The organism is Pseudoalteromonas sp. G4, assembly GCF_028875915.1.
Lineage (GTDB): Bacteria > Pseudomonadota > Gammaproteobacteria > Enterobacterales > Alteromonadaceae > Pseudoalteromonas.
In genome coordinates, this window is record NZ_JAPEHW010000046.1 from 1 (window position 1) to 26,137 (window position 26,137).

Annotated in this window: 22 protein-coding genes and 1 pseudogene; 13 read left to right on the forward strand and 10 right to left on the reverse strand. The window is 39.4% G+C overall.

The features are described from left to right. Positions 1-242 precede the first annotated feature (242 nt). A complete protein-coding gene (locus ON073_RS13365) occupies positions 243-1,424 on the reverse strand; it encodes a serine hydrolase domain-containing protein (protein ID WP_274762381.1) in 1,182 nt (393 codons plus the stop codon). 396 nt (positions 1,425-1,820) lie between these two features. Between ON073_RS13365 and ON073_RS13370 the strand changes: the two genes are divergently transcribed. Beyond that, a complete protein-coding gene (locus tag ON073_RS13370) occupies positions 1,821-3,986 on the forward strand; it encodes a FlgO family outer membrane protein (RefSeq protein ID WP_274762382.1) in 2,166 nt (721 codons plus the stop codon). Positions 3,987-4,067: 81 nt separating this feature from the next. On the opposite strand, the gene ON073_RS13375 is transcribed toward ON073_RS13370, so the two are convergent. Then, on the reverse strand, positions 4,068-4,691 hold the full coding sequence (locus ON073_RS13375; protein ID WP_274762383.1) for a TetR/AcrR family transcriptional regulator: 624 nt from the start codon (positions 4,689-4,691) through the stop codon (positions 4,068-4,070). 133 nt (positions 4,692-4,824) lie between these two features. Here ON073_RS13375 and ON073_RS13380 point away from each other — a divergent pair, with 133 nt between their 5' ends. The 3 genes and pseudogenes from ON073_RS13380 to ON073_RS13390 all read left to right on the forward strand — a co-directional run bounded on the left by ON073_RS13380 (position 4,825) and on the right by ON073_RS13390 (position 8,996). After that, the gene (locus ON073_RS13380; RefSeq protein ID WP_274762384.1) at positions 4,825-5,370 is read left to right on the forward strand and encodes an efflux RND transporter periplasmic adaptor subunit; all 546 of its coding nucleotides are present in this window, start codon (positions 4,825-4,827) and stop codon (positions 5,368-5,370) included. A 12-nt stretch (positions 5,371-5,382) separates the two neighbouring features. Next, positions 5,383-5,925: pseudogene (locus ON073_RS13385) on the forward strand (efflux RND transporter periplasmic adaptor subunit); the annotation flags it as partial. An 11-nt stretch (positions 5,926-5,936) separates the two neighbouring features. Further along, a complete protein-coding gene (locus tag ON073_RS13390; protein WP_274762386.1) occupies positions 5,937-8,996 on the forward strand; it encodes an efflux RND transporter permease subunit in 3,060 nt (1,019 codons plus the stop codon). Positions 8,997-9,124: 128 nt separating this feature from the next. Here ON073_RS13390 and ON073_RS13395 read toward each other — a convergent pair whose 3' ends face one another. Further along, positions 9,125-9,922, reverse strand: coding sequence for a hypothetical protein (locus ON073_RS13395; RefSeq protein ID WP_274762387.1), 798 nt, complete (start codon positions 9,920-9,922; stop codon positions 9,125-9,127). 4 nt (positions 9,923-9,926) lie between these two features. Then, positions 9,927-10,808, reverse strand: coding sequence for an alpha/beta hydrolase family esterase (locus ON073_RS13400; protein WP_274762388.1), 882 nt, complete (start codon positions 10,806-10,808; stop codon positions 9,927-9,929). A gap of 118 nt (positions 10,809-10,926) precedes the next feature. Here ON073_RS13400 and ON073_RS13405 point away from each other — a divergent pair, with 118 nt between their 5' ends. Beyond that, positions 10,927-12,927 carry a winged helix-turn-helix domain-containing protein gene (locus ON073_RS13405; RefSeq protein ID WP_274762389.1) on the forward strand — a complete coding sequence of 667 codons (2,001 nt, stop codon included), beginning with the start codon at positions 10,927-10,929 and terminating at the stop codon, positions 12,925-12,927. Between the two features lie 64 nt (positions 12,928-12,991). On the opposite strand, the gene ON073_RS13410 is transcribed toward ON073_RS13405, so the two are convergent. Beyond that, positions 12,992-15,076, reverse strand: coding sequence for a S8 family serine peptidase (locus tag ON073_RS13410; RefSeq protein WP_274762390.1), 2,085 nt, complete (start codon positions 15,074-15,076; stop codon positions 12,992-12,994). A 440-nt stretch (positions 15,077-15,516) separates the two neighbouring features. Here ON073_RS13410 and ON073_RS13415 point away from each other — a divergent pair, with 440 nt between their 5' ends. After that, positions 15,517-16,002, forward strand: a complete 486-nt coding sequence (locus tag ON073_RS13415; RefSeq protein ID WP_274762391.1) for an RDD family protein — start codon at positions 15,517-15,519, stop codon at positions 16,000-16,002. Between the two features lie 28 nt (positions 16,003-16,030). Here the strand turns inward: ON073_RS13415 and ON073_RS13420 are convergent, their stop codons facing one another. Then, positions 16,031-16,921, reverse strand: coding sequence for a LysR family transcriptional regulator (locus ON073_RS13420; RefSeq protein WP_274762392.1), 891 nt, complete (start codon positions 16,919-16,921; stop codon positions 16,031-16,033). Between the two features lie 185 nt (positions 16,922-17,106). Here ON073_RS13420 and ON073_RS13425 point away from each other — a divergent pair, with 185 nt between their 5' ends. From ON073_RS13425 to ON073_RS13435, 3 genes are all read left to right on the forward strand, one after another. Next, positions 17,107-18,255 carry an S-(hydroxymethyl)glutathione dehydrogenase/class III alcohol dehydrogenase gene (locus ON073_RS13425; protein ID WP_274762393.1) on the forward strand — a complete coding sequence of 383 codons (1,149 nt, stop codon included), beginning with the start codon at positions 17,107-17,109 and terminating at the stop codon, positions 18,253-18,255. Between the two features lie 85 nt (positions 18,256-18,340). Beyond that, positions 18,341-19,180 carry an S-formylglutathione hydrolase gene (fghA, locus tag ON073_RS13430; protein ID WP_274762394.1) on the forward strand — a complete coding sequence of 280 codons (840 nt, stop codon included), beginning with the start codon at positions 18,341-18,343 and terminating at the stop codon, positions 19,178-19,180. 108 nt (positions 19,181-19,288) lie between these two features. Beyond that, on the forward strand, positions 19,289-19,720 hold the full coding sequence (locus ON073_RS13435) for a hypothetical protein (protein ID WP_274762395.1): 432 nt from the start codon (positions 19,289-19,291) through the stop codon (positions 19,718-19,720). Here the strand turns inward: ON073_RS13435 and ON073_RS13440 are convergent. The 4 genes from ON073_RS13440 to ON073_RS13455 form a co-directional block, all read right to left on the reverse strand. Continuing rightward, entirely contained in the window at positions 19,677-20,285 is a 609-nt protein-coding gene (locus tag ON073_RS13440; RefSeq protein WP_274762396.1) for a hypothetical protein, read from the reverse strand. The two genes, ON073_RS13435 and ON073_RS13440, sit on opposite strands and share 44 nt — an antisense overlap. A gap of 298 nt (positions 20,286-20,583) precedes the next feature. Beyond that, complete coding sequence (locus ON073_RS13445; RefSeq protein ID WP_274762397.1) at positions 20,584-21,213, reverse strand: glycine-rich domain-containing protein; 630 nt, start codon at positions 21,211-21,213, stop codon at positions 20,584-20,586. A 252-nt stretch (positions 21,214-21,465) separates the two neighbouring features. Next, positions 21,466-21,774 (reverse strand): putative signal transducing protein, encoded by a 309-nt coding sequence (locus ON073_RS13450; protein WP_274762398.1) that lies wholly within the window; start codon positions 21,772-21,774, stop codon positions 21,466-21,468. Then, positions 21,771-22,385: a GNAT family N-acetyltransferase gene (locus ON073_RS13455; protein ID WP_274762399.1), complete on the reverse strand. Its 615-nt coding sequence runs from the start codon at positions 22,383-22,385 to the stop codon at positions 21,771-21,773. The genes ON073_RS13450 and ON073_RS13455 overlap by 4 nt, the downstream gene beginning before the upstream one ends. A gap of 14 nt (positions 22,386-22,399) precedes the next feature. Here ON073_RS13455 and ON073_RS13460 point away from each other — a divergent pair, with 14 nt between their 5' ends. From ON073_RS13460 to ON073_RS13475, 4 genes are all read left to right on the forward strand, one after another. Continuing rightward, positions 22,400-22,720 carry a hypothetical protein gene (locus tag ON073_RS13460; RefSeq protein WP_274762400.1) on the forward strand — a complete coding sequence of 107 codons (321 nt, stop codon included), beginning with the start codon at positions 22,400-22,402 and terminating at the stop codon, positions 22,718-22,720. Further along, positions 22,713-23,033, forward strand: a complete 321-nt coding sequence (locus ON073_RS13465) for a hypothetical protein (RefSeq protein WP_274762401.1) — start codon at positions 22,713-22,715, stop codon at positions 23,031-23,033. Before ON073_RS13460 ends, ON073_RS13465 begins: the two co-directional genes overlap by 8 nt. A gap of 3 nt (positions 23,034-23,036) precedes the next feature. Then, entirely contained in the window at positions 23,037-23,897 is an 861-nt protein-coding gene (locus ON073_RS13470; RefSeq protein ID WP_274762402.1) for a DNA alkylation repair protein, read from the forward strand. 201 nt (positions 23,898-24,098) lie between these two features. Continuing rightward, entirely contained in the window at positions 24,099-26,114 is a 2,016-nt protein-coding gene (locus ON073_RS13475; RefSeq protein ID WP_274762403.1) for a TonB-dependent receptor plug domain-containing protein, read from the forward strand. The last annotated feature ends 23 nt before the right edge of the window (positions 26,115-26,137 follow it).

Here is a 26,137-nt window from a genome sequence, read left to right on the forward strand (position 1 = left end):
AAAAGCACAGTCAACAACTTCTACTCGACATGAGTTTTCACACAGTCTGGGCACTATTCTGACACTGAAATATTTTAAAATACAAATCCAAAATGCGTATTTAACTCGGTCATCCCTGACCTTGATTTGAAGTAAGGTAAAACTCACTTTTGGTTACTTATCATTTTAGGCAATTTGATTTTCTAACATTTTAATTGCTAGTTAAGCATCACAAATTTCGTAAACATTTTGCTTTATGGAACCTAAAGGAATGCTGGCAAAACCTGTTTTGCAATTTGGTCAAAGATGACGTCTTCTCTATCATGGCCTGTAATTGCGATAACTAAGTCGAGATCATTCACAATGATGATACGGTTGCCTCCTGCTCCCCACGCAAAGTTAACATTGTAGTTTCGATTTTTTAAAACGATGTCAGTCTGATACCAAAAATAGCCATAGTTAAAACTCTCGGGTATCCAATTTTCGGTTGGTTTTGTAATCGCACCGAAAGCCGCTTTTAAATAAGCTTCAGAAAGAAACTTTTGATTATTTAAGTTGCCTATTTGTGCAAGCATATGACCAATTTTAAGCATGTCACGAGACGTTAAATCAGCGCCACTTTCGGCGACCGGTATTCCTTTAGGATCTAATTTCCACTTATAGTTTGTTATACCCATCTTGTTAAAGAATTCCTTTTCTATAAACTCTTTAGCTGTGCCTGGTACAACAGCATTTATTACATGCATAACTAAAATAGGATCTGGAGCTTGATACATGTATTTCTGGGATTGTTTATTTATTGGCTGAGTCTTTTCAAAAAAAGCCTGAATTTGCGCGGTGCCTGAGTACTTTTCGCGGTTTTCCCTAAAGTCTTTTAAATCTTCATCGCTAAATCTAAGCCCTGAATTCATGCTTAATACATTGTGTAGCGTAACAAGTTCCGTACCTGCAGCCAGCTTACTAGTATCTAGATCGTCAAAAAAATTCACTAAAGGCTTATGCAAATCAGCCATGCTTAAATAACCGAGCTGCATCGCTCTTGCCACTATTAAACTGGTGTAACCCTTAGTGGCAGAAAATTGGAAATGAGGTAAATCGATTCGCCCATTATTAAAGTATGACTCAAATACCAACTGCCCTTTGTGGCTAATAAGTAAACTGTCATACTTTCCGTATTTATTCTCTGCAAGCTCGTTAGCTAACTCTAAAAGTTGCGTTTTGTTTCCATCATCGATGCCCAGTTTTGTTACTGTTAAGTTGTCCTTTAACTTTTCTGGTGCAGGGTTAATAAAGGCAGTTTCGAGTGGTTTCATATCCCAAAACGAGACGGCTTTCTCTTCAGGTGAAACGCGTGGCGCTTTAAGCTCAGCTTCTTTCGTAACCCCCTCAATTGAGATGGTTAAAAGCAATGCAGTGAGCATTTTGGCTCGGTAACTTTTCAACATGTTATCTCCTTAAAGTCGAAAAAATTTCGTGCCCTGCTATTTATATTTGATTTCAATATTTAATAGCAAAGCGAAAAATAGCGTAACCACACGGTACTTATAAACCTATGTCTAACCAACTTAAATCACCTTAAATGTTCTTAAATCTTCCTTTAACATATTAAATTTAATAAGTTTTTGTATCACTAAGTGAAGATGAGACAAGGCGCCATTTATACAAGGTAAAAAGTAAATGTTAATTAGTCTTGTTCGGTTATAATTCATTTCATCAGAAATAACTTTTCGGATAGGTCTTTGCATAACAGTCATAAATATCAATTGGGACGATGGCTCATCTGTCCAATAACGAATACACTTCAAAGCACTGACGAGCTGAAATCAATTGATAATAAAAGCATGCAAGTGCTTTTACTTCTGATAGAAAACTCAGGAAATAATGTAAGCAAAGAACAGATTATTAATCATGTTTGGAAAGAGAGTGTTGTTAATGACGAAATCTTGTCTGTCGCTATCAGTAAAATTAGAAAAGCATTAGGCGATAATGCTCGGCAGCCAACATTTATTAAAACAATACCGAATGTGGGTTATTGTTTGATATCAGATGTAATTCCACTTGCTGAGAATACGCTAACTGACGAGCAACCTTTAAATACCGTTAATCAACAAACCAACACTCTTAAATATGTTGTAATTGGTGGCATATTGTTACTCATTACAATCATTTCCATTTTGAGTTTTTACGCCAGTAATCCAGAATCTAAAACGCCAAACCTTGCAAATATTAGCTCAATTGCAATTCTGCCCTTTGAAGATTTAAATAAAAGCCAAGACAACATATATTATGCGGAAGGTCTTTCAGACGCGATTATCAGTCAACTTTCTCAAGTAAAAGAGTTAAAGGTTATTTCTCGTGATTCCTCTTTCAATTTTAGAGTAAACAGAGATCCATCTATCATTGGTGATTCGCTTAAAGTTGAAGCGTTACTTGATGGTAGCCTGCAGCAGACTGCAGATCAAATAAGAGTAAACGTACGCATCATCAGTACGTTTGATGGTCGCTTACTTTGGGCGAAAAGCTTTGATAATCAAGATAGGCATGTATTTCAATTACAAGATAAAATAAGTCATGCAGTACGCAAAGCTATTCAACCAAGCATCGCACCACAAGTGACGGCCAACACAAAAGTCGACGGCCAAGCTTACGAATGGTTCCTAATGGCTCAATATTTTTGGCGGCAACGCACCCCCACTTCATTATTAAAAGCAGAAACTTATTTTAAGCATAGTCTTGAATTAGAACCTGAATATGTGGATGCACAGATAGGGTTAGCAATTACTTATGGTCAATTTCATTATTACGCAAATTGGCGCGCGAGAGAATCGGTCGATAAAGGCTTACCCTATATTGAACAAGCACTGACATTAGAACCAAACCACGCAATGGCACTTGCCGCTAAAGGGATGTTGTTAACGCTTAAGGCTAGCTACTCTGAAAACCCGAAGCCTATATTAACTGAAGCACAAACACTGTTTGAAAATTCATTAGCCTTGGAAGACAACGCAACGACACGCCATTGGTATAGCTCTTTACTTAACCAAATGGGTAAGGAAGCGCTCGTTATAGAAAATATGGAGCATGCAATTGCGTTAAACCCGCTTTCCGCTTCATTAAAAAGCGTATATAGCCAATATTTAGCCATTAGAGGGAAGTTAGATACCGCGCAAAAACTTTATAGCCGAGCGCTCATTTTGGAACCCGATAGAGCAGCACAGGTTATTGAATCCACACATATATTTCGCAATACACCAAATTCAATTAATGCGATTGCGAAGTGGCACGTAAACAATAAAAGTCTCTTTGAATATTGCTCAAGTGACGAATATTGTGAACAAGTAGTTTTTGCATATTTAAGTATTGGATTGGATAAAGAAGCCAGTAACATATTGGCTCGTATGGTATCCAAACACGAGCACTTTAAGCACTCTTTAAAGTTAATAGATTACGGACTAAATAATGATTTAATGAATGCTGTTTCTTTATTGGAACAACTAAGTAAAGCGCATGCCAATAACTATAAATATAAACAAAACTTAGCTATTGCCCAGTACCGTGCTGGTTTATATGCACAAGCCAAGGATTCATTATTAGCGCTTAATCCAGATTGGCAAAATGCCCATACTATTGACGTAACAACAGACAATTATTTAGCGTTATCACTCTATGGCGCAACTTTATTGAAGCTAAATAAGCAAGCATCTGCTGAGCAACTTTTGAATAATGTCGCACAATTTCTTCATTTAGATAAAGTGCAAGACAAAGCACAAGCAGAAATGGTATTAGCACAGGTATATGCTCAATTATCTAAACCAGCAAAAGCAAAAGAGCACTTAAGTAATGCATTGAATCTTGGTTGGCTTGAAACATTTGATCGCGAATGGTGGACATTAAAAGACAACCATTTATTAAAACCCATAATGAATCAAACTGACGTTGAAGAATTAGTAGCAACGCATCAAGAGAACGTAAATAAGTTAGCAGAGCAAATTAGCTTAGTATTTTAAGGTTTAACACGTTAATGCATTTTTAAATTTGCACTTTCAACAGATGAAATTAAACATTAGTTAACTGCACAGCAAGTAGATTTAAGCCGTTGCATACGCTTTTAAAAAGCGGGCGACGGCTTTGTCTACGTGCTCTCGTACTTCGTCTTCGCTAATTGGCTCGTTTGGCAGCAATACTGCTTTAATGTGCAAACGCCCTTTAATCATTTCAATCAATAGCTTTGCAGCAAATTCGGCGTCGTCTACATCAAGTATATTTTGCTGGTGCAAATGGGTTAAGTATTTTGCCAGCGGAATACTGCCTCTCAGCGGGCCAAAGTGATAAATAAGCTCACCAACTTCCGGCAGTTTGGGCACAATATTGGTCACTAAGCGGAACAACTTCACCATGGTTTCCGATAAAAAGCCCTGCGCAAAACCATAACACACCTGACTAAGCGCTTGTTGCGGCGGCAAGTCGTAATCGATATTAAGCAAAGTGCCCACTTGCACTTCGGCTTTTTCACGAATAACTGCAAGTAACAGCTTTTCTTTATTACCAAACTCACTGTAAATATTGCGCCTTGACCCGCCCGATTCACTAATAATCATTTCAAGCGAGGTATTGTCGTAGCCATGTTCTAAAAATAGCGTTTGTGCTACCGCGAGGATTTTTTTACCGCGCTCTGATAACGGTTTTGCATTTAAAATTTGTTCTAAACTCAAGACTGTACCTATTAAATGAAAAAACATGGTTGACTTTGGTACTACATGGTACCAAAATATTTGGTACTGCATAGTACCAAATTAACTTACTCAATTTGTGCTTATAAAATTAGCACCTTTTACAGGAACCGTTATGCGTTTACTTTACGTTGTTGCGTGTATTATCACGCTTGTTGGCTGTTCAAAAGAAATCGAACACTCTGAACCTCCTATCCGCCCAATCGCATGGACAGCGGTAAAAACCTCAAATTTTGAACAAGTGCGCACGCTTTCGGGCATTGTTGCCCCCGTTGAAAATGCCAGCTTAAGCTTTGAAGTAAACGGTAAAGTTGAAAAGGTGTTTGTGAAATTAGGTGATACGGTGAGTAAAGGCCAACCTCTTGCCAAGCTTAATCAGCTCACGTTTCAGTTAAGTTTTGAATCTGCATCAGCGCAGGTAAAACAAGCCGAAGCGACGCTTCAAGAAGCGCAAAATGAATACGAGCGTTACAAAACGCTAAGTGAACAAGGTTTAGTATCTAAATCAGGTTTTGATAATTCAAAATCAGCGTTTGAATCTGCCAAAAGTGCTGTGGATGTTGCCAATGCTCAGCTCAATATTGCGCGCAAAAACGTGCAAGATAGTGAATTACTGGCACCTTACGATGGGGTTATCACCAAACGTTTAATTGAACCCTAGCAGCAAGTTGCCGCTGGCCAATCCGTATTTGAAATTGAAGGCCAACACGGTTTTGAAGTACGCGTAATGGTGCCTGAGAGCATAATCCATGACTTAAACAGCGATATGACCTTAAAAGTAACCTACCCTGTAATGCCGCAACTTTCGATGAAAGGGCATATTTCAGAAAAAGGCACCCGCGCTGAATCTGCCAATGCGTTCCCTGTTACGGTTATTCTTGATGAAGAAAATCCAGTGCTGCGTGCCGGCATGACTGCCGAAGTGGAATTTGTTTATCAAGGTGTTGGCCGCACTGGTTATACAGGACCAAGTATTCGCATTCCAGTAAGTGCCCTTGGCGCCGACATCAAGCAAAAGGCATTTGTGTTTGTTTTTGACACTAACACGCAACTATTGGAAAAGCGCTTTGTACAAACCGAAAACGTTATTAATAACCAAGTGTTAATTTCAAGCGGTTTACAGGATGATGAGATTATTGCCACAGCTGGCATTGCGTTTTTGCGCGACGGGCAAAAAGTATCGCTGCTTGATAATGCCGTGCAACGTTTTAACTAAGGAGCGGGAAAATGAATATCACCGCTTTGGCGTTTAATTATAAAAAACCCGTATTACTGGTGGTGGCGCTATTAATGCTAAACGGCATTTTTGCCTACTTCACCTTGCCAGCACAGGAAGACCCCACCATCACGATTCGTGAGGCCATTGTTAGCACACAATTTCCGGGCATGGCGCCGGACCGTGTTGAGCAATTGATCACGCGAAAATTAGAAGAAGAAATCCGCAAAATTCCGGAAGTAAAAGAGATTAAGTCATCCTCTTCTACTGGTCTTTCGACTATTCACGTAAAAATTTACGACCGCTATTTTAACCTCGACAATATTTGGCAAGACTTACGCAACAAGGTGAATAATGCCCAAGGTAAACTGCCACAAGGCACTTTACCGTCGTATGTAAATGATGAGTTTGGTGATGTATCAGTGATCACCCTTGCGCTTACTGCCGATGGCTTTGATATGGCCGAAATGTACGATATTGCACAGCATATTCGCGACACCCTTTACAGTGTTGAAGGCACTAAAAAAATTGAGATTTTAGGCGCCAAAGCAGAGCGCATTTACCTTGAAGCATCAAACGCAAAATTGGCGCAGCTTGGCATTTCGCCACTGGCACTTATCAGCGAACTGCAAAAACAAAATATAGTGCAATCAGGTGGCCGAGTTGATACTGGAAGCCGCAGTTTTATTATTGAGCCAACGGGTAATTTTAATAGCATCCCAGACATTGAAAATACCTATATTACCATTCCTGGTACTGAAGATTTTATTGCCCTTAAAGACATCGTCACGATTAAAAAAGGGTTTATCGACCCACCTGATAAATTGGCGTATTTTAATGGTAAGCCAGCGATTTTCTTCGCTAATGCGATGCTGCCTGAATACAACATCTTAGAATTTGCGCCGCGCTTTAAAGCCAAAATTGCAGAAATTGAACAGACATTACCCATTGGTTATCAACTCGATATTGCCACTTATCAGGCTGACCAAGTTGCAAAAACCGTGAGAGGCGTATCAATTAATGTGCTGCAAACACTGGCGATTGTGCTTGTAGTTGTGATCCTGTTTTTAGGGCTGCGCACCGGCTTAATTGTGGGTGCCATTGTGCCACTTGTTATGCTGGTAACCCTTGCCATTATGCAATACAGCGGCATTAAGCTTGAGCGCATGAGCTTAGCAACGCTGATCATTTCACTTGGTTTATTGGTTGATAACGGCATTGTTATTGCCGAAGATTTTAAACGCCGTTTAGAACAAGGCATCGATCGCTACAACGCCATGGTGCAAGGATGTAAAGAGCTAGCAGTTCCGTTACTTAGTTCGTCAGCCACCACCATTTTGTTCTTTTTACCGCTAATGCTGGCAGAGCATGTTGCGGGCGAATATACCCGTTCAATTTCATTAGTGATTTTAATTACCTTGCTAAGTAGCTGGGTATTAGCACTTACAGTAACGCCAATTTTAAGTTACTACTTTATTAAAGTGCCAAAAACCACCAGCAGCGATAGCAATGAATTTGGCAAACTAACCAGCTACTATGCGAAATACGAGCAATTTTTACATTGGGTGTTAAAACACAAAGCCCTGTTTATGGCGGCGATGTTTGTGCTATTTATTGGCGCTGGCGCATCAATGAAATTTGTTGCCAAACAGTTTTTCCCCAATTCAGATCGTACCCAAGTACTCGTAAACATCGATTTACCACGTGGTACGTCATCGCGCGAAACCAATCGTCAAATGCAGGAAATTTTCACTTGGTTAAATAATAAAGAGCAGTTTGACTATATTGAAAGCTTCTCAGGCTATGTTGGTTTTAGCGGCCCGCGTTTTGTGCTCTCACTCAACCCTGAAGATCCAGCTGAAAATAAAGGCTTTATTGTACTTAATGTAACGCCAGAAACAGATATTGCCTCGCGGGTATTAGAACTTGATACGCAAATTGAGGCGCGCTTTCCAAATGTATCAGCACGTGTGCGCAAAATGTTCTTAGGGCCGTCGGATTCGTCCATTTTAAAAGTGCAGGTAAAAGGCCCTGATAAAGAGGTTATTTACCAAAAAGCGCAAGAAATTATGGCGGTATTACATGCCGCACCAAACTCATTGAATGTGCGTACCGATTGGGAAAATTTGATTACTAAAATCTCGGTTAAAGTGGATCAGCACCGTGCAAAACGTGCAGGGCTTACCTCAAGCGAAATCGCACAAGCCCTTGAAAGCTACTTTAGCGGCGGTGTAATTACTAACTTCCGTGACCAAGATGAAATTATTCCAATTGTGCTGCGGGCCGGTGAAAACGAGCGTAATAGCTTAGATAGATTACGTACTTTAAATGTTTATTCAGAAAAATCTGGCCGTGCCGTACCGCTTTTTCAAGTTGCTGACTTTGAGCCGATTAATCAATTCTCGATTATTCACCATGAAGATATGTTCCGCACCATTAGCATTGAAGCGCGCAACACTAAGCTTTCTGCGGAAGATTTTAAAGCCCTTGTCGATGAGCAAATTCAGCTGCTTAAACACGACTTACCTGTTAATCACACCATTGAATACGACGGTGTAATTAAAGAGTCAAAGGCAGGGCAAAAAGCGCTTAGCGCTAATATGCCAATGGTGCTTGGATTTATTATTATTTTATTGGTGGCGCAGTTTAATTCATTTAGAAAAGCCATGGTGATTTCGCTTACTATTCCGCTTTCATTTATTGGTGCGGTGATAGGTTTACTGTTAATGCAAGCGCCCTTTGGTTTTATGGTAACACTTGGCCTTTACAGCCTTGCGGGTATTATTATCAACAACGCCATTGTATTAATCGACCGCATTGCAATTGAACAAGCTGAAGGCAAGAGCGAGTATCAAGCCATTATTGATGCATGCTTAACGCGTCTTCGCCCAATTGCGATGACCACCATCACGACCATGATGGGGTTACTGCCGCTGATTATTGGTCAAGATCCATTGTTTTACGGCATGGCCTGCGTAATTGCCTTTGGCTTGGGTGTGGGAACTGTTTTAACCTTGGGCGTAGTACCTGCGCTTTATGCTGGGTTCTACCGCGTTAAAAAGCAGGACTAACGCATGTAAAAAAGCACAAGAGTTTGCTTAGCAAAAACCTTGTGCTTGCCAAGCGTATTGACGTTGTAAGTTTATACGCTCACTTTAGGGAAACACATAAAAGCGCTAATTTATTAGCGCTTATTACATTAAAAAGGGCAAGAAGGATGTTGATAGACCATTTCAGAGACCACCTGCGCCATCAACAATTGCTCATCGGGCAAAAGGCCTGTTATCGGCGTTAATGCCACTGAATCAATACGTTGACCTGTGATCACCTCTGCAAATACCAATGCCGTTAAATACTTGCCAAGTGATGATGCATGATTACCATCGTCAGCATGCAGTTTAAGGTGTGGCATTAGTTGTAATACCTTGTCCCAAACAAGCCCTACAGGCGCTATGCAACTTGCTTGTTTTGCAACAATACTTTGATGAAGGTCGTAGACATATTCTGCCTCAGTGCTATCACCGCGCTGTGGATGTTCAGGAAATAAAATCGGTGTAACGTCAGCATCTTTTGCCCTTGCAATCCAATTTTGTGCAGCACTTGTTGAGTAATTAGTAGTACGAGACTGTGAGTATTTTTGCCCTTGCAAAATAATGTGCGACCAGTTTTCATAAGCAAGCATTTGAAGTGCGCTAGTGCTGGCAAAACTAACATCTAAAAAACCATGCCCGATGACTTTATTTACAGCAGTTTTCTCAGGTGTAATTTGTTTGATAACTGCTGTTACAGCACTACCTAACCCTGCAATATGACTATTGCCTGTTAGCGCAATTCGATAAGCGTTTAGGCTTTGGTTGTTTGGCACAGCCTCATTACTTTGCGGTTCGACTTGCCCACCGTCCTTACTACTAATTGGTTCAAATGCAATTGTTGGTGTTGCTGAGTCGGAGCACGCTATGCTAAATGTACTTAATAAAACGAGTATTAACAAACGCATAAACTTACTCCAGCGCCATACTTTGCTGATAAATTACAAATAAATTATCTGCTAAATAATCTGATTCGTGCGGAACAGAAAAGAGTTTTGAAGATGCTACTGGGCTTGCACAATTTTGCCACGTATTGGTGACAGAGCCACTACTACTTGCTGTAACCGCTGGATGGTTCGTTTGCTCAAATTGCGATGCACAGCCATTAATTGCAAGCCAGTGGTTCAGAGTATCTTCAACACTGGCAATATTGCCATATGCACGACCATTAATTGGCACATCAGTATCGCTTGGACTGTGCAAATGGTGAATTGCAACCGCAGTAGAAGTCGTACAAGCATTAAAATCACCTCTAAATTGCCCCGCCAATGATACGATCCCCTCTAGTTTTTCAGGAATTTGACACGCTAAGGTATAAGCCATAAAACCACCAGCCGAATAACCAAATATACGTGCTTTATCACCATTAATGGTGTAATTGGCATGGGCGTAATCAATCAAATTTGAAATGTAGTGGGTATCATCGCTGGTATTGCTGTTTGTTTTACTATCCCATTGCCATGCACTGCCATTACCATTTGGACTAATTACTAAGTACCCTTTTTCTTCGAGCATGCTTGCATCGAAAATTCCGGCTACTTTAGCCATATAACCTGGTGCGCCATGCAAAGTAAGGATCAACCCTTTGTAATTTGTGCTGGTATCACCAAATACTAAATTGTCTCTGCCTTCAAAATTAAAGCAATTTGCGCCTTGGGGAATTGCTCTAGCACCGCACAGAGCATTGTTATTATTTGGTTCAATATATGGGTCTTTTACGTTACTACTTCCACTGCCGCCACATGCTGAAATAATGCATGTCGTTAGTAATAATATTGGGGTTATTTTTGTCATTTTGCTAATCTCGGTTTTGCCATAAAAAACGAGATTAAAACTAATCAAAAGCTGTTATTGTGGCTTAATTAAGTTATGATAATTTGATAATGAAATTATAATAACCTGCAAAATCAAAATGATAGGAACTTCATTTAGCTTTGATGCTATTCAAGTTAATACGCAAACAAATACCCTAACCATCAGTGGAAAGGTGGTTGAATGCGAGCCGAAGCTATTTGAGTTATTGATTTTTTTCTGCCGAAATAGCGAACGGGCACTATCGCGAGATGAACTAATTGAACATGTGTGGCAAGGCAGAGTAGTAAGTGATGCGGCTGTCAATCGCGCTATCAGCCAGCTTAGAAAACTAATAGAACCAAACCCTTCCCAGCCGATATATATTTTAACCGTTAGTAAAATTGGCTATCGCTTTGCTGCAACCCCAATAGCAAGTGAAAACAAATCACCTGTGATATCCAAAACTACTCAGTCCAAATCAAATTTAAACTCGTTTTTTGGTGTTGTAGCAGCACTTTTAGTATTTGCTGTTTTTGTTTTATTAAAGCCAAAACCCGTCTCTCAGACGCTTGAATTAACCGACCGCACTATTTTAACAGAGCAACTAGGCGTTACGTTTAATCCCTATTTCGATGAAGCATCTAAAACCCTTTATGCATTACATAAAAAAAGTAATGACGGTTTAAGCCAAGTCGTTATTGTGCAAAAAGATGGCAGCCTAAGCCCATTATTTGAAAGCTCAGCATACTACACAGATGTTATCGCACGTGGCGATAAAATCTATTTAGCTAGACTGCTGGATTTAACTGACCGGAAATGTGAAGTTGTTGAATTTAAAATTAAAACAAAAAAAATCACCACAATAGTTGATTGCGCAAACAGTGTTATTTCGCACCTTGCACTTGGTGAAAACGACCGCCTAATTTACCCATACCGAGAAAGTGACTCGTCACCTTATAAATTGATGGTATTAAATACTCAAACAAAGCGGCAGCAACAACTCACTCACCCAGAAAGCGTTGGCAATACATTAGGTCACCGCGTGTTTGCACTCAATAGCCACACACTTGCCTATATTAATTACCATGCCACAGAGCCAGACAGGTTAGTGCTACTAGATATAGATAATCGCTCTGAAAGTTATAATGCACCGCTTTTAGATGGTGTTATATCTGTAACTTGGTATAACCAAACTCTATTAATTTCCGCAAAAAGTGGCTTATATCAGTTCGACGTCGCAAACAAAACGCTCTCACAGCTAGATTATTCTGATACCTTTAACCGAATTTTTGCTAGCAATAATGCACTTTATGCTGAGCACTATTCAGTTATCTCAAACTTGTATCAGCTCACTGCCGTTCAAGCACCTTTAGCACTTACTCAGCGCCAGGCTACAATAATGCAATTTACTGCTTCGCCAATAGATGAACGCATTGCTTATGTTGAATCTTTAAATGGCAAGCTCAGTATTAGAATTAGTTCTGCTAATAGTTCAGAAATACTGCCCTTTGACGAGCAAATCACCTATGTATCTAATTTAGCGTGGGCTTTTGATGCATCTAAACTTGCCGCTAATATTAATGATGAGCTGTATGTTTATGATTTTAACAACGCCAAATGGCAGCATATTAAACATCATTTTAGCGCGATTCACTTTGTTGGTTTTGATGACAATAACAACTTATACGTCAGTGCTGAACATCAACAAGCATGGAATATTTGGCAAATAAGCGATTCTTCAAACACTGCTTTGCAAATAACGTTTAATGGTGGTTATAGTTTTTATTTTGACAAAAACGCTCTTTATTACACTAAATTCAGCCAAGATGGTTTATTTAAAACGTTAGATGCAAAGACAGAAGAAGTCGTAATTGATGATTTCCCATTATTGCAATGGCGCAATTGGCAGCTGGTAAACAATAAAATTATTTACCCTAAATACAAGCAGTATGTTGCTTTTGATACCCGAGATAAAACTATTTCACCTATTGTTGAATTAGCTAATTACAGTGCAAATGTCTGCCGTATGTCTAATATCAACGAACAACTCTACTGTAGTTTACTCGACAACCAAGTAAGCCAAATTTGGCGTATCAATATAAGTTCAAGCACACAATAAAAAAGGCAACCAATTGGTTGCCTTGTTCCATAGAGAATGGAACCATTATGACTCGTTTGTGATGTTATTTACATGCGCCTGCATCTTGCCATACATCCCAAGGGCCTGAGTTTTCCTCTGGGTTTGCGCCTTGTGTCCACCACTGGGCTGTATAAAGACGGCCATTGTAAGATGCCTGCTTACCGGCAAGGAAAATAGCACTTGCCGTCCATGCAACTACCCCATTACACCCATTACCACCCGTATCGCTACTCACTGTAATTGACTGTGTTTTGGTGTTAGTTAGTCCTTCACTATCCGCTACTGTTAAGCTTACAGAATACGTGCCTGCTTGCGCATAACTATGGCTTGGGTTGGCTGCACTACTTGATGTATTGTCGCCAAAATCCCATGCATAGCTAACAACGCCTTTATCATCGCTTGCAGCTTGTGCGAATGACACGTCTAAGCCAGTTGCATTAAATGAGAAGTTAGCAACCGGTGCTTGATTTTCACCACCGCCACCAGAGCATGCACCTGTGCGTTTCCAAACATTGGTATACACATCTGGCTGTGCCCCCGTTGACCACCAAGTGGCTTCATATTGATTGCTTTGATAAGCGACTTTATCACCCACTTTATAAGCAGTTGCAGCTGACCAATTAGCTAACCCGTTACAGCCACCCGTGCTGTCGTCACTAATTGTAATGCGCTGTGTTTTGCTATTTGTTTGCCCTTTTGTATCGGTAACGGTGAGGCTTACCGTGTAATCACCTGCAACACTGTAGGTGTGACTAGGATTTTGGGTTGTGCTACTTGCACCGTCACCAAATTGCCATGCATAACTTGTAATGCCTTTATCATCGCTTGAGCTATCACTAAATTGCGCTGTTTTACCAGATACTTGTACCGCAAAATTGGCTACAGGCTTTGCATCTCCAGAACCTCCTCCACAGCTACTGCCAGCTAAATAATCATACGCAGCTTTAGCTTGAACAATGCCATAGCCGTAAGAGGTATCGCGCCCTGTGGCACCTTTATCTTTTGCCGTTGCATTTAGAGCATCACGAATTTGTTGATTTGAACAATTCGGGAAATGACTCCAAACAAGTGCCGCAACGCCTGACACATGGGGCGTTGCCATTGAGGTACCACTGATACTTTTATAGCCACTGTTGATCCAGGTTGAGTTAACACTAACCCCAGGCGCAGCAATTTCTACTTGGCTGTTATATTGTGAGAACGACGCTTTGCTTTCACTGCTATTAACCGCCGCTACTGACACTACGGCATCGTACGATGCTGGATAGCTCATTGAACTATTGCCATCATTACCTGCAGCGGCAATGTGTAACATGCCTTGCGCGTAACTATTTGCAAATGCTTGTCGCTCGGCGCTTGATTGACCCGAACCACCTAAGCTCATACTGGTTACATTGGCACCCGCTTGCTGACATTGCTCAATCGCTCGGATTAAGTCTGAGCCATACGCCCAATTTCCTTGATCGTTAAATACCTTAACAATGTGAAGACCAAGCTGGTTTGATGGGTTTACCCCAACCACACCTTGCCCGTTACCGCCAATTGCCGCAATGGTGCCTGCAACATGGGTACCATGACCATTGCCATCGTTATACCAATTGCCCGTATTATTGCTGCCGTAACCATCATCACCGGTAATACCATTAGATGGTAAATCAGGGTGACCTAATTGGTAACCGGTATCCATAATGCACACCTTGCGATTTCCGGTTAAATTGTCACTTAGCTGATTCGCCTGCACCATACCAATGCCATAAGGTGTACTTTCTGCAAGAAGGTAGCGCTTTGGATCAACCTCTACTGACTGCACATCGGCACGTTGTAGTAAAGCATTTCGCTCTGCTTGTGTGAGTTCGACTGCCACAGAGTTTGTGCTTGGCAGTACGTGAATTGTTTTGACGCCAACGCTCGTTGCTACTGACTGCAATTGATTGTGTTTAAATTCGCGTAATTGGTGTGTATCTGCAGTTACAGGCAGTTCAATGTTCAGTGAATCTGCTTTTAATGTAACAATAAATCGCTCAGAGCTATCTGTATCTAACGAAACTTTATCCGCCGCAAACGCTGCGCCTGCGAAGGTACTGCAAAGTAATAAAGCGTGTGTTGTTTTATTAAATTTTGCTTTCATAACTATTGCCTTAATGTTGTTGTGAAGTAACGCAAACAGTTAACAAACTATTTACAAGAGTCACAAGAACAGAAAATAGACAACGCTGTCAATTTTAATTTCATATGTAAACAAATGAAAATAAACATAAAAACTGGCATGTAAAATTGCCTTTACGGGAAAGATTCGGAACATTTGTACCTATTTAAGGGGTTTCATCAGAGAGCAAAAACTCTAAGCTCGAAAATGTAAATATTTTATTACCGGTGGTTATAACCAGAGCATCTTTTAAATATTTTTTTGGTATAAAAAATAAGCAACCCAACAAACTTTAACCCTTGTTGTAAGCAATTCAAAGCCAGTTAGCCAAACCATTAAAGTTAATCAGCCAACTTTGCCGCTAACAACCAAATTCGACCGTTATTCACTTTTTGACAATTTATTGCTCATTGCAAACTAGTATGAAGTCATCAACCAGGAAGCAAAGAGAAATCACTATGACACAGTATCACTATCAAACAGTACCAGCACAGGTGCAATATGCAGGCTTTTTTAGACGTTTTGCAGCGCTTATCATTGATGGAATATTATTTTCATTGGTCATTGCCGCTTTTGCATTCACCTTTTTTGAAAATTACTTGTCATGGAGCCCATTTAACTTTTTCGAATTTAATGAGTTTATGAACCACGAAATTTTACCTTTTATTTTGACGGTAATGTTCTGGGTTTATAAAGCAGCTACCCCTGGAAAAATGGCTGTGGACAGTAAGGTGCTTGACGCTACAACAGGTGAAAAGCCAAGTGTTGGTCAAAGTGTGATTCGTTACATTGGTTATTATATTTCAGCGCTGCCACTTGGATTAGGCTTTTTATGGGCAGCAATTGATGAGAAAAACCGTACTTGGCACGACCTTATTGCGGGCACAGTAGTAGTAAAACAATCCTAATAGTCCCCTTTAACAGTAGATAGACTTCCTAACTTTGGCCCGCATTATGCGGGCTTTTTATGTTTTCTTGTAAAAAGCGAATAAATAAATCGAGCTTAGAGGGTAATGCACGATTGTGACCATAAAGTGCCCAAATTCCTTCTTCTTTATCGCGATAATTGGGTAATACTTCAACTAAGCTTCCTTGTTTTAACGCCTCTCCAACATAGTAATCGGGTAACTGTGCAAGGCCTAAACCACTGATTGCGGCATCTAATAAACTCACCCCTGAATTACATTTTAGGCGGCCATTCACACGTATATTGCGCGCTTTGCCTTGATACAAAAAACGCCAATAGTCATTACTGCCAACCAAACATTGGTGCATGTTAAGTTCTGACAACGTATGAGGTTCACCATGTTGTGCAATATATTGTGGGCTCGCACATACAAACATTTGCCGTGAAGCTAGTTTTTTCGCCATTAGATTTGAATCTCTTAAATGGCCTAAGCGAATGGCAATATCAATACCACCATCAATTAAATCTAGTTTTTGATTGGTAAGTACAAGATCCACTTCTATCTGCGCATGCAAAGTTAAAAACGCATTTACAAGCGGTGCAATATAACGCTCACCGTACGTTACCGGCGCAGTCACACGTATTTGCCCAGCAATGCCGTGCTGAATACTACTAACATTTAATTCGGCTTGTGCAAGCCCTTCAACCAAAGGCTTGCAGTCATAATAAAACTGTTGCCCCATTTCAGTTAGCGACACTTTACGGGTGGTTCGTTTGAGTAACTTAACGCCTAAACGCTGCTCTAGCGCATTAACCTTGCGACTAACATAAACTACTGATACGCCAAGTTTACTTGCTGCCGCAGTAAAGCTTTGCGTTTGTGCAACTGCAACAAATTCACTGACGCCTGCCCAATCCATTTCACACCTTAAATTTGGTATTAATTAAACTAAATTATTACATATATGAAATAATAATTTTCAAAATAATATGATTATCTTTTCTAAAGAAATAAATAAACTAGTTAACAACAAAGTAGCAAATGAACTAGCCTTTATAACTCACATTATTAAGGCAACTGTAAATCACTTATGGGAAACAGATTATGGCGTTAAAAATTAAACCAGGCCAAACTTCGATTAAATCAAAAGCAGCTGTTGCATGGGCTGCTGGCGAACCACTAAAAATGGAAGAAGTGGATGTACAACTGCCAAAGAAAGGCGAAGTACTTGTACGTATCGTTGCAACAGGTGTATGCCATACAGATGCCTTCACACTTTCAGGTGATGATCCTGAGGGGATCTTTCCTTCAATTTTAGGTCACGAAGGTGGCGGCATTGTTGAAATGGTGGGTGAAGGCGTTACCAGTGTTGCGGTTGGCGATCATGTAATCCCCCTTTACACAGCAGAGTGTGGCGAGTGTAAATTCTGTACTTCAGGCAAAACTAACCTGTGCCAAGCAGTACGTGAAACCCAAGGTAAAGGCTTAATGCCTGACGGTACAACCCGTTTTTCACTAAACGGTGAACCTATTTATCACTACATGGGCTGCTCTACCTTTTCTGAATACACTGTATTACCAGAGATTTCTCTGGCAAAAGTAAATAAAGAAGCACCTCTTGAAGAAGTGTGTTTACTGGGTTGTGGTGTAACTACAGGTATGGGTGCGGTGCTTAATACTGCTAAAGTTGAAAAAGGTGATACTGTTGCGATTTTTGGTCTAGGCGGTATTGGTTTATCCGCAATTATTGGTGCTCGCATGGCAGGTGCAAGTCGTATTATTGGTATTGATATCAACGAATCTAAATTTGATTTAGCAAAACAACTTGGTGCAACAGATGTCATTAATCCACAAAACTTCGATAAGCCAATTCAAGAAGTCATTGTTGAAATGACTGATGGCGGCGTGGATTATTCATTTGAGTGTATTGGTAATGTGAATGTGATGCGCCAAGCACTGGAATGTTGTCATAAAGGTTGGGGTGAATCAGTAATTATTGGTGTTGCAGGTGCTGGCCAAGAAATTTCTACACGTCCATTCCAATTAGTAACAGGTCGTGTATGGCGTGGTACTGCATTTGGTGGCGTTAAAGGCCGCTCTCAATTACCGGGCATTGTTGAACAATACCTAGCGGGTGAGTTTGGTTTACAGGAATTTATTACTCACACTATGGCACTGGATGAGATTAATGATGCGTTTGACCTCATGCACAAAGGTGAAAGCATTCGCTCAGTTGTTCATATGGATAAATAACCTGCATTAAGCGTTTATTTTCGATTTTCACAGCAATTTTGTTTAAGCGCCTAAATAATTTTAGGCGCTTTTATAAGGGATCAACATGTCTTTAGAAGTGTTAAGTAAAGCAAAAGTATGTGATGGATGGCACAAACAATATAGTCACTCATCTTCTCGTTTAAACTGTGATATGCGCTTTGCGATATTTTTACCACCTAACGCAACCGCAGAAACGCCTGTGCCTGTGCTTTATTGGCTATCGGGTTTAACCTGTACTGATGAAAACTTTATGCAAAAAGCAGGAGCCTTTGCCAAAGCTGCCGAGCTGGGTATTGCCATTGTCGCGCCCGATACAAGCCCGCGCGGTGAAGATGTAGCCGATGATGAAGGTTACGATTTAGGAAAAGGCGCAGGGTTTTATCTAAATGCTACGCAAGCACCTTGGTCAGCCCATTATCATATGTACGATTACATTGTGGATGAGTTGCCTGCACTCATTGAGCAACACTTTCCAGTAACAAAAGTTAAATCTATTTCAGGTCATAGTATGGGCGGACATGGCGCTCTCACCATTGGCCTTAAAAACCAAAATAGCTATCGTGCTATCTCAGCATTTAGCCCTATTTCTAACCCAATTAATTGCCCTTGGGGACAAAAAGCTTTTACACATTATTTAGGCTCAAATAAAGAGTTGTGGCTTGAGTATGATGCATCAGAGCTACTTAAAAAGCAGGCTTCAAGCTTGCCGATTTTAGTTGACCAAGGTGATGCTGATGGCTTTTTAACCGAACAACTAAAACCTGAAAACCTGCTAGAAGCCGCAAAACAAAGTAATACGGATATCACCTTGCGTATGCAACCAGGCTACGACCACAGCTATTACTTTATCCAATCATTTATCAACGAACATCTTACTTTTCATAGTAAATATTTGTTTGCCTAAGATATATTTACAGGCTTTATACTTACTAAAGCCTGTACTTTTCGCTTAGACAGTTGTGTAAATTCTCATAAATTGGGTAATATTAATACATAAATAAGGAGTGTTTTTATGAGTCAGCCTGCTGTTATACCCTACACTATTCACAGCGACAAAAACGCTGTTTTTTGTAAGATGTATCAAGGTATTTCTTTTGAAAATATCTATCAACACACGCTCGAACTAATGGCTGATAAACACTACCGTCCAGGGCTGAATGGCTTTTATGATTTTACTAGTGTCGATAAATTAACCGGTGATAAATCCATTTGGCATTCTTTGGCTAAAGGAATTTCAAGCAATGAACTATTACCCGTCCATTGCTCGGTAGCGATAGTAGTAAGTGATCTAGAAAATCAAACTTCTCACCAGCTTAAGGAATTTATTGCCTTAACAAAAGAAGCGAACATCCACTACAAACTGTTCACTGAGCAGTCTATTGAAGACGCTTTTGCCCATATTAAGCTGAATGATACTGCGATACTAACCCAGATTGCTTTTTAAATATTCTGTTCGATATTTTTTGACCAAGCTTAGGGAAAAACATTAACGCAACTAATAAAGTGTCATTAAACATTATGGTTGCCGAATAAAGCATCGCCATTAATTCATTCTCACTATTATCAAACATCATGTAATAACCATTTACTATGAAATGCGCCGCACCGTTACATAAAAGGATCATAACAATCAAATCAACAGTGGCAATATAGCGATTAGCTGATAAGCAAAAACGCTGCATTACCAAAAGCACCATAATTGCAGTAATACTATCTAAAATGGTGTAGCTGATAGCAATAGCGCGATAATCTTGATTGCTATCAAAATAGCGATAAAAATCATACAAGCTCGCAATAACAATATCTGTGGTCGAATAAGAAAGTGCAATAATTGCAAATACCCAACCTATAAATAAAGGAAGTTGCTGTTTAAATACTCTTACAAAAGCAAGGCCTGAGGCAAATAACATGAGCCAAGAATAAAAAGCAGCAATTTGGGTCGCGAATGCCCCATAGGTTGGCCCTACACGAAAAATCGACCAATACCAATCAACAAAAGAATCATACATGTAATTTAACTTTCATCAGTTTTTTGAAATTTAACTCTGGTTGTGAACATAACAAACGCAATGTACCAAGCAAAAAATGCCAGAACAAAGACCACTAATAAGGCAGGACTTAGAGATTCAATCATATTAAAAGCAATAATTTCTTGAAGAATTTAATGAATATACAAACCATAAAACATTGTATCATTCAGTTAAACAACTAATCCCGTTGTTTGTAAATAGAGTTTAACGAGCTGCACTTTCTTTGTAAGCGCTTATCAATTTTAATTGTGATTTGACGATAGGCTAAAAAGGTTTCTTATCGACTGGCGTAGCCACCACACCCTAAAGAGTGAGTTGTTTTGTGCTCTGATAAAGTGCTGTTTTTTTCATTGCTAAATAGCGATACACTAACAGCCCCTTTTTCTGGGCATTTAGCTAAAGTGTATTTGAATCCTTCTTTAATATTCACCATATCGTCAATTGAGAATAGCAGAGGTAATTTATCAGGGCTGTTTGCATCGATGTAATTTCTACGGCAGGTGATTTGCCATGTGCGTTTTAAACTTGTGTTCATTTGCTCAGAAATAACAGAGGTGCTGGATGGCGTATGATGTAAAAAACGGCCAAACGCTTTTCTACAAAACGATTTGTATTCTTTGGTATGTAAAATAAAGGCATGCCAAGCCACATCGACCACTTTAGAAGGCATTGCAACCAATTGACCATTCGCTAAATTACAGATCAAAAGATATTCTCTTAATGCTTCAATAGCGAGCTCGCATTGCTCTTTGGACAACTGCGGATAATGTTCGCGCAAAGAAAGTGCAATATTCTTTGGCATTTTATAAGTTTCAATAAAGGTATGTTGATTGCTTTTATAACTAATAGCGAAAAATAAAACAGTTATAATTGCGAGTAACATACTGATAATAATAAACGCAGACATAACGCCTCAAACAACTACGAAAGATATAGTAGATACAATATTAACTTAGTTGACCAAAAAAGTAACATAAAGTTTACTTTTTAATTGTAATTGCTTTTTAACAATTCGCTTACTTTAAACAACACATCAATTAAATAACCTTTAAGGGACATAAAAATATAAGAAGGTTAGAAAAAGAAACTCAAGAAAGGCACACTTTAATTAGTTTATTCACATCTAATTTAGTTACACATTTAAAGTGTAAAAGAGTCGCTAATGTGGCTTTGCAGTATCGCACTGCCAACAGAAATCAAACGCTGCGCCATTGTCTTCATTGCAATTATTACAGTGCCAATCTGGTTGTTGCTGTTGTGACATAATGCTTGCAACGATTTTTTTCGCTTGCTCAAGTTGAAATTCAGACGTTACCCAAACTTCAGGCCAGGTTTCAAAACACGGTATTTCTCCTCGCCCACCTGCTGAAAATTGGTTTTTAATTTGCGTTTTAATGCCTGCATTTTGTAATGCCACGTTAATATTCATTACTAACGTTAAATTTTCATGAGTATAAACAAGCGTCATGAGATATCCTTTTGCATAGGCACACAGCGAAGCGTAACCCCTGTCGGAGAAACGTAATTTTGCTGTGTTTCCCCTTCAAAGCCACATGCGTGATAAGCTGAAACAGCGTTTAAAGTGGACTCTAACATTAACCGCTTTAGTCCGTGCTTTTTGGCTAACATTTCTAAAAAAGTGAGCATCTGCCTGGCAAAACCGTTGCCAGTGTGCGCTGGTAACACAAACACTCCGTCGATTTGACCCGATGTTAAATCAACTGCGCCTGTACCAACCGGTGTGTTTTTATATTCGGAGATATAAAATGAATCGACGATCATATCTGTAATAACATCATTTACTGTAAAGTTAGTCCATTTTGCCAGCTGTGAGGCGCTATAAGTCGATTTACAGCCACTTAAGATCGCTTCTTTTCTTATAGCTAAAACCGTCTCAACATCCGCAATGCTCGCTTTTCGGATTATTAGTTGTGATTTCATATTAATGGTGCGATCCCGTATAATTGTTGTGTGATTTAATTCATCGACTAAGTTTTTACTGTCGATAACATGATTTTGTATTAACAGGAATAACTCTATTTCACGACACAATAACTCAATAATTAACATACCAATCATTTATGAGCATTGAAATGACTTACGAACAAGCTTTAAGCCAACTGATTACATATGGCGACAACATTAACAATGCTTTCCTTATTCTAGCAAAGCAGCCATCGGTAAACGTGTTGCCACTGAGAGCTACAAAATCTCATCTAAAAAACGTATTAACCAAGTTTATAAACAATGCGATTGATGAAGACGACCTGTGCTTGTGGGCGGCTATTATCGAAAATCAGCAAGCCATTGATTCATATGAAATAGAAGATTTCTTGTACGCATTAAATAACAGTGAGTTAATGGGCGAAATAAACAAAGAATCCATAACGAAAATGCTTACTCTGCTTGAATGAGCTTAATAAACTTGATTTACATTATATTGCTGTGCTTAAAAAGCCGATAAACTTAACTAATAACCAACAAATAAGTAAAACCATGCGAAGCAAAGGACAAATCAAAAGCGAGTTGATCACAATTCCGATTCTGCTAATTGCCATTATATTGGTGATCGCAGGTCATTTTATTATGAAACCGGTTTTTTATGACAAAGCCTGGGCTGAATATAGTTTAGCTGCACTGCCTTTTTTAATGTTTGCTCTGGTTATAGTAGCCTTTAAGTTAGCTCTCAAGAATGACCAAAAAGCTCAGCTTGAAGAAGACAATTAACTCATGATATCACTGCCTTCCTTCACCAAGGCCACCATTCCTGATGCACCTCGGGCGATTGCAAAAGGCAGCTCTTTAGCCGATTTACTTAATGACAACGCGATTTATTATCTCGCACGAAATATTGAGATTGTGCACAGTGACTTTGATAGTGAAGCATTCGTTAAAGAGTGCTTAAACGCACCTGAAGGTCTTGCCTTAATGGCAAAAGGTCAATTTATTGCCAAAGTACTTCATCAATTTTTACCGCCCAATTATCAGGCTGCCATCAACATACTGACACAAACGTTAATCAACGCTGATGAATCATCAGAAGAGTTTGGACTGGCAGGCTTTTTTTACTTACCTCACAGTTTTTACATTGCACAATATGGCTTAGATGCCAAGTATAACGATGGTATCGACCCTTTCGATATTTCAATGAAAGCACAATATGAATTAACACAGCGATTTAGTGCTGAGTTTTGTATTCGCCCTTTCTTAATAGAACAACAAGCGCGCACCTTAGAAACACTGAAAGATTGGCAATTCGACCGCAACCGCCATATTAGACGTTTAGTATCGGAAGGTACTCGCCCTAAACTGCCATGGGGCAAACGATTACCTGACATTATTAAAGATCCTATGCCAATTTTACCTTTGCTTACACATTTAAAAGATGACTCTAGCTTGTATGTCAGGCGGAGCGTGGCAAATAGCTTAGGCGATATTGCAAAAGATCACCCAAGTTTGGTTTTTGATCTTCTAGAAAGATGGCTAGAAGGCGCAAACGCTGAATTAAAATGGCTTATTCGCCATGCCGTGCGTTATTACGCTAAGAAAAATGTTGAGCGTGCTTTAGCAATACGTATCGCTGCTAAATAAATGCTTTTATAACGATATTTTCCCGTTATCCTCTTTGTAATTCAATAATCTGTTTTTACCAAATTTTATTTAAAAATTCCTTTCTATTTCCTCCGTTTATTTAATTATTGACTATACTTTGTCAATTAAAGAGCGTGTTAATTAACAACCCCTTTGTGCATTAATAGCAGCTTAATTAAATGCCTTATTAAAGTGATTTGGATGACTAAAAGCGGCAAAAATAGATTTTTACTGGCATTGTGTCTAACTGCACTACCCGCTTATGCTGATGAAGACGTCGATGTTTATAATCTTAACTTACAAGATTTGCTTTCAATAAAAATAGCTACAAGCACACTCACCGAAAAAGATATTTCGAACATTCCTGCCCCTGTAACTATTTTTTCCCGTGACGAAATTGAAGCGCTAGGTGTGCGCTTTTTACATGAAATCCTTGAATACGTACCGGGATATCAAGTCACCCGCTACAGTAATTATCCCTATGAATACTCTGCATCATCGCGTGGTTTAACATTTGGTGCATCCTCTAAAAAAATTCTCTTTTTATTGGATGGCCATAAAATAAATGATCCCCGCTCAGGCAACGCCACGCTTCTTGCTAATTTCTCGCTTCATCATGTTGAACGACTTGAAATTATTCGCGGACCTGGCTCTTCTATTTATGGCAGTAATGCCTTTACTGGCGTTATTAATATTATTACTAGGAAAGAAGCAAAAGAAGTCAGCATTGCTACAGGCAATGAAATTAACTACGACATATTCGCGGCATATAACCAATCCCTCTATGACTATCAATTTGATGTTCAACTTAATAAAGTTAAAAGCCAAGGGGATGATTACCAAATTAAAGACGTATTTACAGGCGACCCGTTTAAAACAGATGACCCATTCGAGCTATCTTCACTGCAACTTGCTCTAAGTGATGAACGCAGTCGATATCAACTGCATTACCGTGAAATTGATATGGAGAATTTTTATCATACTGCAAGAACCAGTAATCTATATAACTTTTCCTCTCATAGCGCTTTATTTTTGTTTACCGAGCAAAAAATTGATTTATTTGAAGACGTTTCATCCTCGGTATCAATAGATTATTTAAAAACTGAACTTATCAACGGCAATCAAAGCTCACCGGCTGGCGCATTTTCTGCTATTAGTGAACCAAGCAGTGATGACCCTTTACATGGTTACGGCGCTCTTGATTCATACCGGGTACTTACTGCGTTTAATAATAATTGGCAAATCAATCAAAGCTACGAAATGCAATTTGGCTTAGAGTGGCAATACAATAAAGAATCACGTGCTGAAGGGTTTACTAACTTTGATTTAGCGGCAGTGTTGTCAAGGCAGTTCCCTGTAGATTATTACCCAAATGTCGATTACAAAATTAAAGTGGGTGGTGAGCAGTCTCAACCATTTTATGGTGCTTATTTACAGCTACAAAGTAATATGGGAGCAATTAATTGGATAGTTGGTGGTCGATTAGATCAATACCCAGATCTTGATTCTCAATTTACACCTAGGCTTGGCTTGGTTTACTTAGCAGACACTCATTGGCAACTAAAGCTACTTTATGGTGAGGCATTTCGCGCCCCAGAATTAAGCGAGCTTACACTATTTAGTGGTATTAGCCGCTCTGGCAATGCCAGCTTAGAAAGTGAAAGGATCAAAACAACAGACTTTATAGCCCAATATACAGGGCAAACAATTTGGTTCTCTATCGACCTTTTTTATAACGAATTTAAAAACCCCATCATCAATGGCTTAGTTAATGGATTGAATGGTCAAGTAAATGGGGATAGTGAGTACGGCCACGGAATAGAAACGGAATTAGTATGGCAAATTGCTGAAAAAACCCGTCTTCGCACGACTGCAACGCACTTTACTAAATTACCAAAATCCGCATTTAAAGATTCTAATACCTTAGCAAGCATGCAACTTGATCACCGCTTTGAGGCTTTTCAAATCGGTATTTCAGGCACCTATCGCTCTAAAAGACAAACACCAATTAGCCTTAGTGAAACAAAAAAACTAGACGATTTTTGGTATTGGCGCAGCTTTATAAGCTATAACATAAGTAGCAATTTATCTACGCAATTAAGTATCAATAATTTGCTAAATGAAACATTTTATAACCCTTCAATCACCCCATCGCTTTCTGATGGCATTCCATTGAAAGGGCGAAATGCGAGCATAACAATAAAATGGGCATTTTAGTTAAGGGGGCGGATTGAATTATT

Excerpts from the sequence above, each read along its gene's own strand:
- ON073_RS13365 (WP_274762381.1), bottom strand. The coding sequence starts at position 1,424 with ATGTTGAAAAGTTACCGAGCCAAAATGCTCACTGCATTGCTTTTAACC.
- ON073_RS13370 (WP_274762382.1), top strand. The coding sequence starts at position 1,821 with ATGCAAGTGCTTTTACTTCTGATAGAAAACTCAGGAAATAATGTAAGC.
- ON073_RS13380 (WP_274762384.1), top strand. The coding sequence starts at position 4,825 with ATGCGTTTACTTTACGTTGTTGCGTGTATTATCACGCTTGTTGGCTGT.
- ON073_RS13390 (WP_274762386.1), top strand. The coding sequence starts at position 5,937 with ATGAATATCACCGCTTTGGCGTTTAATTATAAAAAACCCGTATTACTG.
- ON073_RS13395 (WP_274762387.1), bottom strand. The coding sequence starts at position 9,922 with ATGCGTTTGTTAATACTCGTTTTATTAAGTACATTTAGCATAGCGTGC.
- ON073_RS13400 (WP_274762388.1), bottom strand. The coding sequence starts at position 10,808 with ATGACAAAAATAACCCCAATATTATTACTAACGACATGCATTATTTCA.
- ON073_RS13405 (WP_274762389.1), top strand. The coding sequence starts at position 10,927 with ATGATAGGAACTTCATTTAGCTTTGATGCTATTCAAGTTAATACGCAA.
- ON073_RS13410 (WP_274762390.1), bottom strand. The coding sequence starts at position 15,076 with ATGAAAGCAAAATTTAATAAAACAACACACGCTTTATTACTTTGCAGT.
- ON073_RS13415 (WP_274762391.1), top strand. The coding sequence starts at position 15,517 with ATGAAGTCATCAACCAGGAAGCAAAGAGAAATCACTATGACACAGTAT.
- ON073_RS13420 (WP_274762392.1), bottom strand. The coding sequence starts at position 16,921 with ATGGATTGGGCAGGCGTCAGTGAATTTGTTGCAGTTGCACAAACGCAA.
- ON073_RS13425 (WP_274762393.1), top strand. The coding sequence starts at position 17,107 with ATGGCGTTAAAAATTAAACCAGGCCAAACTTCGATTAAATCAAAAGCA.
- fghA (WP_274762394.1), top strand. The coding sequence starts at position 18,341 with ATGTCTTTAGAAGTGTTAAGTAAAGCAAAAGTATGTGATGGATGGCAC.
- ON073_RS13435 (WP_274762395.1), top strand. The coding sequence starts at position 19,289 with ATGAGTCAGCCTGCTGTTATACCCTACACTATTCACAGCGACAAAAAC.
- ON073_RS13440 (WP_274762396.1), bottom strand. The coding sequence starts at position 20,285 with ATGTATGATTCTTTTGTTGATTGGTATTGGTCGATTTTTCGTGTAGGG.
- ON073_RS13445 (WP_274762397.1), bottom strand. The coding sequence starts at position 21,213 with ATGTCTGCGTTTATTATTATCAGTATGTTACTCGCAATTATAACTGTT.
- ON073_RS13450 (WP_274762398.1), bottom strand. The coding sequence starts at position 21,774 with ATGACGCTTGTTTATACTCATGAAAATTTAACGTTAGTAATGAATATT.
- ON073_RS13455 (WP_274762399.1), bottom strand. The coding sequence starts at position 22,385 with ATGATTGGTATGTTAATTATTGAGTTATTGTGTCGTGAAATAGAGTTA.
- ON073_RS13460 (WP_274762400.1), top strand. The coding sequence starts at position 22,400 with ATGACTTACGAACAAGCTTTAAGCCAACTGATTACATATGGCGACAAC.
- ON073_RS13470 (WP_274762402.1), top strand. The coding sequence starts at position 23,037 with ATGATATCACTGCCTTCCTTCACCAAGGCCACCATTCCTGATGCACCT.
- ON073_RS13475 (WP_274762403.1), top strand. The coding sequence starts at position 24,099 with ATGACTAAAAGCGGCAAAAATAGATTTTTACTGGCATTGTGTCTAACT.